This is a genomic window from Citrobacter sp. RHB25-C09 (assembly GCF_013836145.1).
GTDB lineage: Bacteria > Pseudomonadota > Gammaproteobacteria > Enterobacterales > Enterobacteriaceae > Citrobacter_A.
In genome coordinates this window covers 145780-158380 of sequence record NZ_CP057483.1, presented here as the reverse complement: position 1 = coordinate 158380, position 12601 = coordinate 145780, and the positions used below count along the sequence as shown (strand labels likewise).

Below are 12601 nucleotides of genomic sequence, written 5' to 3'. Positions count from 1 at the left end.
GCCATGCATATTCCGGAAATCGACCTGCATAAACTGACGGTCAGCGATCCGTTCCTCGGACAATATCAGCGACTGGTTCGCGACGTCGTGATCCCGTATCAATGGGATGCGCTAAATGACCGCATTCCGGAAGCCGATCCCAGCCATGCGATTGAAAACTTTCGCATCGCGGCAGGACGTCAGGCGGGTGAGTTCTACGGGATGGTGTTTCAGGACAGTGATGTCGCCAAATGGCTGGAAGCTGTCGCCTGGTCACTGTGTCAGAAGCCCGATCCTGAACTGGAAAAAACTGCCGACGAGGTCATTGAACTGATCGCCGCCGCCCAGTGCGACGATGGCTATCTCAACACTTACTTCACGGTTAAATCACCGCTGGAGCGCTGGACTAACCTGGCCGAGTGTCATGAGCTTTACTGTGCCGGGCATATGATTGAAGCGGGCGTGGCATTCTTTCAGGCTACCGGCAAACGTCGCCTGCTGGAGGTGGTTTGCCGCCTGGCGGATCACATCGATCGGGTATTCGGTCCCGGTGAAAATCAACTGCACGGCTATCCGGGCCATCCGGAAATTGAGCTGGCGCTGATGCGCCTGTTCGAAGTCACGCAGCAGCCGCGCTATCTGGCGCTGGTGAATTATTTTGTTGAACAGCGCGGTACACAGCCGCACTTTTACGACGAGGAGTATGAAAAGCGCGGGCAAACCTCTTACTGGAACACCTACGGCCCGGCATGGATGGTTAAAGATAAAGCCTACAGCCAGGCGCACCAGCCGCTTTCCGAACAGCAGGCGGCGATTGGCCATGCGGTGCGTTTCGTCTATCTGATGACCGGCGTGGCTCATCTGGCGCGGCTCAGTCAGGATGAACGCAAGCGACAGGACTGCCTGCGTTTATGGCAGAACATGGCACAGCGTCAGCTGTACATCACTGGCGGAATCGGCTCGCAAAGCAGCGGCGAAGCCTTCAGCAGTGACTACGACCTGCCAAACGACACGGTATATGCCGAAAGCTGTGCGTCCATCGGCCTGATGATGTTTGCCCGGCGGATGATCGAAATGGAAGCCGACAGTCAGTATGCCGACGTCATGGAACGTGCGCTGTACAATACCGTGCTCGGCGGAATGGCGCTCGACGGGAAACACTTTTTCTACGTCAACCCGCTGGAGGTCCACCCGAAAACATTAAAATTTAATCATATTTACGATCACGTGAAGCCTGTACGCCAGCGCTGGTTTGGCTGTGCCTGTTGTCCGCCCAATATTGCTCGTGTGCTGTCGTCGATCGGTCATTACATCTATACGCCACGGGAAGAAGCGCTGTATATCAATCTTTATATTGGCAACAGCGTAGAAATCCCCATCGGCAACGACGCGCTCAAGCTGCGTATTAGCGGGAATTATCCATGGCATGAGGATGTGACAATTGCCATCGAATCCCCTCTGACCGTGCAGCATACCCTGGCGCTACGCTTGCCGGACTGGTGTCCTGACGCGAAAGTGACGCTGAACGGGCTGGCTGTCGAGCAGGTTATTCGCAAAGGCTATATGCATATCACCCGCCGCTGGCAGGAAGGGGACACATTAACGCTGACGCTGCCCATGCCGGTACGCCGGGTCTACGGTAATCCGCTGGTACGCCACGTTGCGGGTAAAGTCGCCATTCAACGTGGTCCGCTGATCTATTGCCTTGAACAGGCAGACAACGGTGAAGAGCTTCACAATTTGTGGCTTCCTGAAGTCAGCAAGTTTGCGGTTTTTGAAGGCAAAGGGCTTTTCGCACACAAAATGCTTATCCAGGCGGAAGGACTAAAACAGAGCGCAGCCGACGCGACGCAGACATCACTGTGGCACTACGATACTGCCCCAGGCTCATGGCTGCCGCATACGTTGACCTTCATTCCCTGGTTTAGCTGGGCCAACCGGGGCGAAGGCGAGATGCGTATCTGGATTAACAACAGGTAATATCAGCACCGTAAGCCGAATGAGCGCAATGCCATCCGGCTTACAAAGGGCTTATCAGAAACGCCAGCTCAACCCGGTCATAAAGGTGAAAACCGCCGACGAATAAGAAGACTTTCCGCATCCAACCCGACAAGCAATGCGCCATCGGGCTGGATGTTGTGAGTTAGGACATTTTATGAAAGCGGGCTCACTGATTGCCACTTTGTTTCCAGATATAGTGAAATAGTAACACCAGGAAATTAAAGGTTTTTATCGTTTACGTGACCAATCTCAAATTCGTAATATTTTTATTTTTGCACTATATCATTCAATAATTAATGATTTGTTCATTAAAGTGTTGCTTACGTTTATTTAAGTCAAAACTCAAATCATGGACATCAATAATAATTACTTGTAAAAATGATTATCAAATGAATGATGAGGATATTATGTCTATCGAATTTATGGAAAAATTAAATTTATTAGCCTCAAAAATCAAACAACAATCAGGCGCCATTGAGACAGAGGAAGCGACAAAAAACGCCTTCGTCATGCCATTTATCAATAATGTCCTGGGCTATGATGTCTTTGATCCTACTGAAGTTATCCCTGAGTTCGTTTGCGATGTCGGTACAAAAAAGGGAGAAAAAATAGACTATGCTATTCTCAGGAATAATGAAGTTCAGATTTTGATAGAGTGTAAGAAGATAGGTGAGCCACTCAATATAAACCATGCATCTCAACTATTCCGTTACTTTCACGTGACGAATGCCAGAATATCAATCCTGACTAATGGGCAAGAGTATAAATTTTTTACTGATCTGGATGCCCCAAACAAAATGGATGAAAAACCCTTCCTCGAGATTAACCTTCTGGATCTTGATGAAATGGTCATTCCAGAGATCAAGAAGCTCACAAAATCAGCTTTCGATTTAGAATCAATCATTAATGCAGCAGGTGAATTAAAATATGTCAGTATGATCAAAAAAATTCTTCATACGCAACTCACTAATCCCGAAGAAGATTTCGTGAAATTTTTTGCTTCCAGAATTCACGATGGAATATTAACGCAAAAAGTGAAAGAAACTTTCACTGTATTAACACAAAAGGCCGCTAGCCAGTATATTAATACACAAATCAATGAGCGGTTGAAATCAGCCATAGGCGGTAACGCAGCGCCTACAGTGGAACACCAGGCCGAAGAAACAGAAGTTATGGTGAAAGATGACTCTGAAATTTCAACCACAATGGATGAACTTGAAGGTTTTCATATTGTTAAAGCCATAACCAGAGCGGTAATTGATGCCCCGCGAATTGTACATCGAGACACTAAAAGCTACTTCGGCATACTCGTCGATGACAATAACCGCAAGCCTATTTGTCGATTACACTTCAACCGCAACCAAAAATACATCGGCTTATTCGATTTAGAGAAAAATGAAACCCGGTTTCCTATTGATACTTTAGATGATATTTATGCCTTCACAGAAGAATTAAAGGCTACAGCGGCGCTTTATACTTAGCTGTTAATTGCCCGATGGCGGCTTCGCCTTATCGGGCCTACGCGGGAGGTAGGCCGAACAAGCAATGCGCCATCGGGCTGGATGTTGTGAGTTAGAACAGTCCCAGCGGTTTGTCGGAGTAGCTGACCAGCAAGCACTTGGTCTGCTGATAGTGTTCCAGCATCATTTTATGAGTTTCGCGACCAATCCCTGACTGCTTATAACCACCGAATGCGGCATGGGCAGGATAGGCATGATAACAGTTGGTCCAGACGCGCCCGGCCTGGATCCCGCGCCCCATCTTATAGGCCAGGTTCCCATTACGACTCCAGACGCCGGCACCGAGGCCATATTGCGTATCGTTGGCTAACTCCAGCGCCTCATCCATGGTTTTGAACGTCGTCACTGCCAGCACTGGGCCGAAAATTTCCTCCTGGAACACGCGCATGTTGTTCTGCCCAAACAGAATGGTCGGTTCCAGGTAATAGCCGTCCTTGAGTTCGCCTTCAAGCAGCTTGCGGCGACCGCCGGTCAGGACATCCGCACCCTCTTTCTTCCCGATATCAATGTAATTCAGGATCGTTTCCATCTGCCCGTGCGAAACCTGCGCCCCCATCTGCGTTACGCTGTCGAGCGGATTACCGCTACGGATGCTTTCCACGCGGCGAATCGCGCGCTCCATGAAGCGTTCGTAGATGGATTCCTGTACCAGGGCGCGGCTCGGACAGGTACAGACCTCGCCCTGATTGAAGGCAAACAGCGCAAAGCCTTCCAGCGCCTTGTCAAAGAAGGCATCTTCTTCATCCATCACGTCCGCAAAGAAGATGTTGGGTGACTTGCCACCTAACTCCAGCGTTACCGGAATGATGTTCTGGGTCGCATATTGCATGATTTGTTGCCCGACCTCGGTCGAACCGGTGAACGCGACTTTCGCGATGCGCTTCGAGGTCGCCAGATATTCACCAATCTCGCCCCCGGCACCGTTCACCACGTTCACCACCCCCGGCGGCAGAATGTCGCCAATGATTTCCATCAGCAGCAGCACCGAAAGCGGCGTCAGACGTGCCGGTTTGAGTACGACACAGTTCCCTGCTGCCAGCGCAGGTGCCATTTTCCAGCTTGCCATAAGTAGCGGGAAGTTCCACGGAATAATTTGCCCCACCACGCCCAGCGGTTCGTGGAAATGATAAGCCACGGTTTCGCTGTCCACTTCGCTTATCCCGCCCTCCTGGGCGCGAATACACGAGGCAAAATAGCGGAAATGGTCAATTGCCAACGGCACGTCGGCGGCACTTGTCTCGCGGATCGGCTTACCGTTGTCCCAGGTTTCCGCCGTTGCCAGCAGTTCCAGGTTTTGCTCCATGCGATCGGCGATTTTAAACAGAAGTGCAGCACGATCCTGCACGGATGTGTGCGCCCATTTATCCTTCACCTTATGAGCGGCGTCGAGCGCCAAATCAATGTCCCTTTTGCCAGATGAAGCGACTTCGCACAGCAGTTGCCCGGTGACGGGCGTCAGGTTCGGGTAGTACTCGCCATCGGCGGGCGGAACCCAGTTACCGCCAATAAAATTGTCATAACGGGTTTTTAGCTTTAGAGGAAAACCATACTCGCCGGGCTGAATACGTGGGGGGTTATTGGTCATGATCGTCTCCTTGCTCCAGGGATATATCAAGGGTAGACGCGGTTGGCGATTTTCTCGCCAGGGTGTGATAGCTTTACGACTGCGGTCACGTTATCCACATGGCTAATTCAAGGAGTGAACATGAAGCAACAACTTCCCGGTGTAGATGTCCTGTTTGTCGCCGGTTTTGGCCCAATTACCCGCGACGCTGAAGCCAGCATCTCTTTCTATCAACAAACGCTTGGCCTGCCGATTAAGGAGATGGAAGGGAATAAAGACTATTTCTATACCGAACTCGATACGCTGGGCGGCGTGAAGCATTTTGCGCTCTGGCCGCTCTCGCAGGCAGCTGAGTCCTGTTTTGGTCGCGAGGCATGGCCGCCTGAGGTACCTGTGCCTTCAGCGTGGGTTGAATTTGAGGTGCAGGATATTGAAGCGGCAACGAAGGCGTTAGTGGATCAGGGATATACGTTGTTAATTGCCAATCGCATGGAGCCATGGGGCCAGGCGGTCACAAGGTTATTGAGTCCGGAAGGCATCTTAACCGGCGTGACGATTACGCCGTGGCTGCGTTCCTGATGCCGGAAAGTTAAGTGCCGGATGGCGGCTTCGCCTTATCCGGCCTACGGTGCATTTTGTAGGCCCGGTAAGCGCAGCGCCACCGGGCAGGTTATTTACATTGCCGCGCGATAGATCGCCACGATCTCCTCGTGTGTTGCCTGGAGCGGGTTGGTCAGACCGCAGGCATCTTTCAGCGCGTTGGTTGCCAGTACGGCAAAATCCTCTTCTTTCACACCAAGATCGCTCAGACCTGCTGGAATGTTTACCTTCTGTGCCAGCGCGCGGATAGCAGCAATACAGGCTTTCGCTCCGTCTGCGTCTGACATTCCCGCGACGTTCACACCCATTGCCGCTGCACAATCACGCAGACGATCCGCTGCAACCTGGCTATTGAATACCTGCACATGCGGCAACAGCACCGCATTACACACACCGTGCGGCAGGTTATAGAACCCACCCAACTGATGCGCCATCGCATGAACATACCCCAAAGAAGCGTTGTTAAAGGCCATGCCTGCCAGGAACTGGGCATATGCCATCGCTTCACGCGCTTGCGCGTTACTGCCGTCTTCAACTGCAACGGTCAGGTTTTCTGCAATCATGGTGACCGCTTTCAGCGCACACGCATCGGTAATTGGCGTGGCCGCCACAGAAACATAGGCTTCGATTGCATGGGTCAGTGCATCCATACCCGTCGCTGCGGTCAGCGACTTCGGCATCCCCACCATCAGTGAAGAGTCATTCACCGACAGTAATGGCGTAACGTGTTTATCCACGATTGCCATTTTGATATGACGTTCGACGTCGGTGATGATGCAGAAACGGGTCATTTCAGAGGCTGTACCGGCCGTGGTGTTAATGGCGATCATCGGCAGTTGCGGTTTGGCAGAACGATCAACGCCCTCGTAATCACGAATATCACCGCCGTTTGCCGCCACCAGTGCGATCCCCTTCGCGCAGTCATGCGGGGAACCACCGCCCAGTGAAATGACGCTGTCGCAATTGTTTTCGCTCAGGATCTGTAGACCTTCAGCAACGTTTTCAGTCGTCGGGTTAGGCTGCGTTCCATCGTAAATCACGCTAAATATATCGCGTTCCTGCAACGCTTTTTGAATGTCACCCGCCATGCCTAATTGCGTCAGCATGCTGTCCGTGACAATTAACGTACGGCGAAAACCATATTCCGCCATCGTGTTCATGGCATCTTTTAATGAACCCGCGCCAATTACATTCACGGAAGGAATAAAAAACGTTGAAGCAGCCATATGCTTAATCCTTAATGACTTAAAAAGGGGTGGCAGCATACGAGTGATTTAAATTTGAAAATATGATCGCTGTAGTTATTTATTAAAAGAAAAATAAAAAAGCACATTAGGCTAATAAATTAATGTGCTTTTCTGGAATCAATATATTTATTGTATCAATCAATTTAAATTATAAATTAAATATGTCACTCTTTTTGCGGAAATAATAAAGCATCGCGTAATAAATGATCGTTTCCGCGACGACGCGTAAAGCCTATCCGGTCAAAATATTCCAGAATTTGAATAGCTAATTTCCGCCCGACGCCCAGACGATCGCGAAAATCCGCCGCACAGGTAGAACCTTTTTCCTGATCCAGTTCGCGGATCATAGTGGCGAACGCGACAATTCTGTCGTTGCGGTAATAACGATCCTTCACGATCGCCGTAATCATCCCCTGCTGTGCCGCCTGACGCAGTACCAGCCGCATGGTTTGCTCCTCCGTTGCGGTTTCCCGCGCCAGGTCGCGCACCCACCAGGGCTCATCATTAAATAGCGGTTCGACTTTTTGCCACACAGCCTGCTGTTCATCGCTAAAACCCGCCTTGTGATCCGGCAGATGCAGCCAACCGTGATGGCTGTGGATCTCGCCGCTTTCCCGCATTTGCTCAATGAGCAGCAGCACCAGCGCTTCATCTTCCATCGGCAGAGCCATCCGACGCAGACGCTCACGTCCCGGTCCAGGCTCATCGCGATGCTGTTCATGATAGGTCGCCAGCGTCTCAAGGATTTTGCGCTGCCAGTTGGCGGCAACGGGGGCATTGAGCAGACTTTGGCCCGCCTGAATAAAACCCTGCTGCTGAACCAACTGGCGCATGCCGTCGCCATTGAGTTGACGAGCCCATGCGAAGTCGGAAAGGTTTACCGCCCCTCGCTGAAGATGCACATCGAGCGCAGCGTGGTCATTACTTATCGCCGCCAGCGATGCCAGCCATTGCAGATATTCTGGCTTGCGCTTGCCGCGGCGCGGCGGGTTGAGCGCTACCACGCGTGCACCTGCCAGCGTGGCACGCGCGGAGATATCGCGCAGTACCAGTCGGTCGTTGTCTGCGACCCACAGCGGCGTATCAAACACCAGTTCCGCCAGGTTATCTTCCAGCAAAGATACGCGTCCGGTGACGTGGCTGGCAGCATGATGAATGTGTAATGGTTGCCACTGCGTTAACGGTACGTGGCTTTCCAGCGCGACGATAATGCGCGTAAAGGGTTCCGGTGGCGCTTCTGAAAGCAACCAGTCGCCACGACTAAGCTGTTCTTTTTCCGCATCACCCGCGATATTCAGCGCAATACGCTGCCCGGCATGGGCCTTCTCCGTCGCCTGGTTTTGTGCATGGAGTCCACGCACACGCATCGCTTTGTTGACCCCCGTCAGCCACAGCGTATCACCCACGTGGACTTCACCAGAGAGTGCCGTTCCGGTAACCACCAGCCCGGAACCTTTGACGGTGAAAGCCCGGTCAATCGCCAGTCGAAAACGCTGATTGCGGGCATGTTCACGAGAAGGAAGTTGCTGAAGGTGAGCGCGCAGTGCCTCAATCCCACGACCTTCACTGGCGGCCGTTACAAAGAGCGTTGCGTCCGAAAAACCGTATTCACTCAGCACGTCGCGCACCTGCTGGCTGACCTCTGCCGTCCGCGCCTCGTCCACGCGATCGGCTTTCGTCAGCGCGACCGTCAGGGTCGGATTACCGGTCAGTTGCAGAATTGCCAGATGCTCCCGCGTTTGCGCCATCACGCCATCGTCGCAGGCGACAACCAGCAGTGCGTGATCGATACCCCCCACGCCAGCCAGCATGTTAGAAAGAAACTTCTCGTGGCCGGGAACATCGATAAATCCCAGCACGCGGCCATCCGGTTGCGGCCAGTAGGCGTAACCGAGATCGATGGTCATGCCACGCTTTTTCTCCTCCGGCAAACGATCGGCATTCACTCCGGTAATCGCCTGCAACAGCGTCGTTTTACCGTGGTCAACGTGTCCGGCGGTCGCAATAATCATTTCAACAACATCTCCATAAACCGAGGTTCATCGCTCAGGCAACGCAAATCCAGCCACAGGCGTCCTTCGAAAATTCGTCCAATAACCGGAACGGGCAGCTCGCGCCAGCGGTTCGCCAGCGCGTCCAGACGGCTTCCGCGACCGTCATGCGGCGTAAAGGTTAATGCCGCGCTGGGCAGTCTATCCACCGGCAATGAGCCACTGCCAATTTGCGACAGGCAGGGCATCACGTTCACCGTGAACTCCGCGTTATAACGCGCGGCAAGTTCTGGCAGGAGCCGCTGCGCCTGAGCGTGTATGGCTTCTGCGCTACGCGTTAACAAACGCAGCGTTGGCAGTTTATCGGCCAGCGCTTCCGGGTGCAGATAAAGACGGAGTGTCGCTTCCAGCGCCGCCAGGGTCATTTTATCAGCCCGCAATGCACGTTTCAGCGGGTGACTTTGTAGCTGCGCGATCAACGCTTTCTTACCGACAATAATCCCTGCCTGCGGACCGCCCAGCAGCTTATCGCCGGAAAAGCTTACCAGGCTGACGCCTGCTGCAATGAGCTGCTGCGGCATCGGTTCTTTGGGCAAGCCGTACTGACTGAGATCGACCAGCGAACCGCTACCGAGATCGGCGACCACCGGAATACCCAACGCCTGGCCGATGTGGGCAAGCTCTGTCTCTTCTACCGCGTGGGTAAAACCTTCAATCTGATAGTTACTGGTGTGAACCTTCATCAGCAGACCGGTATTTTCATTCACCGCCTGGCGATAATCTTTCGCATGCGTTCGGTTAGTCGTTCCGACCTCGTGTAATGTACATCCGGCCTGGCGCATGACGTCCGGAATTCGGAATGCCCCGCCAATCTCCACCAGCTCACCGCGAGAGACAACGACCTCTTTGCCCGTGGCCGTGGCAGCCAACATCAGCAAGACGGCTGCCGCATTGTTATTGACGATACAGGCGTCTTCCGCCCCGGTAAGACGGCACAGTAAATCCGCCACTGCGCGGTCGCGATGCCCGCGTCCGGCACCATCCAGATCGTATTCCAGCGTGACTGGCGCACGCATTGCCTGTGCCACAGCGGTCACCGCCTCTTCGGCCTGCAACGCGCGCCCCAGATTGGTGTGCAGTACGGTTCCCGTCAGATTTATCACCTGGCGTAGCGCGCTTTGCGTCTCTTTCTCCAGGCGGATAGTCACCTCTTGCGCCCAGTTAGCACACCACGCAGGCAGTACTCCGCTGTCACGGATCGCTTCTCTTGCTTCATCAAGCAGTTGACGCAGCAGATCAACGACGCGGGTATGCCCATGAGCATCACGCAGAGTCAGAAATTCAGGGTCACGCAATAAGCGATCAATGGCAGGAAGCTGGCTGTAGAGAGAACGCGTTTCGGTTGTCATGAAATGGTCCGGCTGTAGGTGACCCTCTCCATCATGGAGAGGGGTGCGACATGGGAGGATTGTAGCGTGAGTTTGCTCAGGGGGGTATAACGTGCATCAAGCCTTTGGCGGTTCCGTACGGGCAAAACTTTCACGCTGGAAGAGCGTTTCCACCAGCTTCACCAGGTGAGGTCTGTTCACGCACCAGCCCGGCGACACGTGACGGTAATTGAGATAGCCCACGGCGCAGGCGATTGCGATGGTCCCCAGATCCACCGTTTCAGGCTTAATGGTTCCCTCCACCAGATAGCGTTCCAGCGCATCCAGACTACGATTGATTTTCTCGCGCTGACGGAGCAGTTCCGATTCCGATTGCTGCGCCACAGGACGCGCGAGTTCACGCACGATAACCAGTCCGGCGTCCATGATGCCATCGGCCAACGCTTCAATCTGCCGTACTTTCAGAGAAGCCAACGGCTTACCCGGTAGCATCGCCGGGGCGATACCAAGCTGTTCGATATATTCAGCAATAATCGGGGAATCAAACCAGAGCTCCCCGTTATCGGTGACCAACGCCGGCACTTTGCCCAGCGGGTTATACTGCGCAACGCCGTTTTCCGCGTTGTAGGGCATTTCATTCACAAATTCAAAAGTGATGCCCTTTTCCAACAACAAGATCGAAATTTTGCGTACAAACGGGCTGGTATAGCTGCCGATGAGTTTCATGATCAGTCCTTTTTGCCAACACAAAACCCTGAGTATGGCTCACGCGGCGGCAAAAGACAGGGATCCGCTTCTTAATGATCCAAATAAAGATAATGCATCCAACTGGTCATTCGCAGCAGCACCTTACGCATCACGGAAACATGAGAAAAATGGTCAGAATAGACCGCAACCTGCGCGTAGATGCCGTCCGGTAATGCCTCTACATCGGCATTCGGATCCAGCTCAATGGTCGCCAGAACACCGTCAGTGCCGGGCACGACCGTCAGGGACTGTAACGCGCCCTGCGCCTGATAGGAACCGCCAGGCACCACCGGCAGAATACTGGTTAATTTGCCGTGGAATACCTGCCCCGGCAGCGCATTGAAGACCACTTCGGCATCATCGCCCGCTTCAAGGCGTAATAACGAGTTCTGACGGAACTGCGCGACGATTTGCCGTTTTTGTTCGGGAATAAATACCATTACCGGACGCAACGGCAGCGCGGCGGCGTAGGTCCCCGGCCGGATAAGGACCTGAGTGACATAGCCATCGCTCGGCGCGCGGATGACGGTCTGATCAAGGTTATATTTAGCCTCCGCCAACTGGGCGCGCAGGCTGACAATCTGTGACTGCTCGCCGTTAACCATACTGTCTAACTGGCTTTGAATTTGCGCCTGTTCGGCCACCGAACCTTTCACCAGAGCATCCTGGGCGAGGAAGTTCTGCCGCGCGTTATCAATATCGCTTTCAGAGAACGGATTAACCCGCGCCTGACTGCCTTTCAGGTAGCGCTGATAATCTTTATACAGACGGTCGCGTTCCGCAGAGACACGCGTGGTGTTGGCCTGCGCTTCCTGAAGCTGTGCTTTTAGAGTCTGGGTGTTATGCGTTGCCGTCACCAGATCGGCCTGCAGTCGGTCAACGCGTGCCTGGTAGCGGGCAGGGTCGAGCTTAAAAAGCACCTCGCCCTTTTTAACCTGCTGATTCGTTTTATCCGTAACTTCCGTTACTACCCCGGTGACCTGAGGCGTAATTGGAATGGAAATCACCGCTTTTTGCGCATTAAAGGTATACGGATGGTTGTAGTTCATTAACAGAATCAGGCCGCTCACCAAAAACACACCGCCTAAAGCCGCTGTGGCCAGCGTCCATTGATTCACCGGAATCCGGAATATTTTAAATATCGCCCACGCCAGCGCCACGTAGGTTAATACAATCAACAGATCCATGATTAAATCTCCGGAAACGTTGTATCGTCAGCCGTTTTAGTGGCGGCCAGTTTTTTTTCCAGTTGCGATATACGCGCAGATAACGCGGCAATTTCCGGATCGGGTGGCTGGCCCGGTGGCGTGGCGTGCGACTGCATTCCCCAGCCGCGTTCAGGTTGGTAGAGGGTGGCCCAAATCCATAAAAACGGCCAGATCACATGGAGGGTGAACAGGCTGACCCAGCCTGCGGTGTGAATAGCATCGGCATGAGGATGGTTACGCTTTTTGGCGATTAAATACGGAATATCATGAATCATGATAATGCCGTAGAAGATCACCAGAAAGACGAAAACGAGCACGCCCAGAGCAAAATAATTAAGAAACATACCTGCCTCGAC

At 53.0% G+C, this 12601-nt stretch carries 10 protein-coding genes; 3 read left to right on the top strand and 7 right to left on the bottom strand.

What is annotated here, in order from left to right; translation table 11 throughout:
• The first annotated feature begins 3 nt into the window (after positions 1-3).
• Both HVY19_RS00705 and HVY19_RS00700 read left to right on the top strand, forming a co-directional pair.
• The gene (locus HVY19_RS00705) at positions 4-1959 is read left to right on the top strand and encodes a glycoside hydrolase family 127 protein (protein WP_181682534.1); all 1956 of its coding nucleotides are present in this window, start codon (positions 4-6) and stop codon (positions 1957-1959) included.
• 428 nt (positions 1960-2387) lie between these two features.
• Positions 2388-3461: a type I restriction endonuclease gene (locus HVY19_RS00700; protein WP_181682533.1), complete on the top strand. Its 1074-nt coding sequence runs from the start codon at positions 2388-2390 to the stop codon at positions 3459-3461.
• A gap of 91 nt (positions 3462-3552) precedes the next feature.
• Here HVY19_RS00700 and aldB read toward each other — a convergent pair whose 3' ends face one another.
• Entirely contained in the window at positions 3553-5085 is a 1533-nt protein-coding gene (aldB, locus tag HVY19_RS00695) for an aldehyde dehydrogenase AldB (protein WP_181682532.1), read from the bottom strand.
• A gap of 120 nt (positions 5086-5205) precedes the next feature.
• On the opposite strand from aldB, the gene HVY19_RS00690 reads away from it, so the two are divergent.
• Positions 5206-5643 carry a VOC family protein gene (locus tag HVY19_RS00690; protein WP_181682531.1) on the top strand — a complete coding sequence of 146 codons (438 nt, stop codon included), beginning with the start codon at positions 5206-5208 and terminating at the stop codon, positions 5641-5643.
• A gap of 95 nt (positions 5644-5738) precedes the next feature.
• On the opposite strand, the gene yiaY is transcribed toward HVY19_RS00690, so the two are convergent.
• From yiaY to HVY19_RS00660, 6 genes are all read right to left on the bottom strand, one after another.
• A complete protein-coding gene (gene yiaY / locus HVY19_RS00685; protein ID WP_181682530.1) occupies positions 5739-6890 on the bottom strand; it encodes an L-threonine dehydrogenase in 1152 nt (383 codons plus the stop codon).
• 185 nt (positions 6891-7075) lie between these two features.
• On the bottom strand, positions 7076-8923 hold the full coding sequence (gene selB, locus HVY19_RS00680; protein ID WP_181682529.1) for a selenocysteine-specific translation elongation factor: 1848 nt from the start codon (positions 8921-8923) through the stop codon (positions 7076-7078).
• Positions 8920-10311 carry an L-seryl-tRNA(Sec) selenium transferase gene (gene selA, locus HVY19_RS00675; protein ID WP_181682528.1) on the bottom strand — a complete coding sequence of 464 codons (1392 nt, stop codon included), beginning with the start codon at positions 10309-10311 and terminating at the stop codon, positions 8920-8922. Before selA ends, selB begins: the two co-directional genes overlap by 4 nt.
• 96 nt (positions 10312-10407) lie before the next feature.
• A complete protein-coding gene (locus HVY19_RS00670) occupies positions 10408-11016 on the bottom strand; it encodes a glutathione S-transferase (protein WP_181682527.1) in 609 nt (202 codons plus the stop codon).
• 71 nt (positions 11017-11087) lie between these two features.
• Positions 11088-12224 carry an HlyD family secretion protein gene (locus HVY19_RS00665; protein WP_181682526.1) on the bottom strand — a complete coding sequence of 379 codons (1137 nt, stop codon included), beginning with the start codon at positions 12222-12224 and terminating at the stop codon, positions 11088-11090.
• Positions 12225-12226: 2 nt separating this feature from the next.
• Positions 12227-12589 carry a DUF3302 domain-containing protein gene (locus HVY19_RS00660; RefSeq protein ID WP_181682525.1) on the bottom strand — a complete coding sequence of 121 codons (363 nt, stop codon included), beginning with the start codon at positions 12587-12589 and terminating at the stop codon, positions 12227-12229.
• Positions 12590-12601 lie beyond the last annotated feature (12 nt).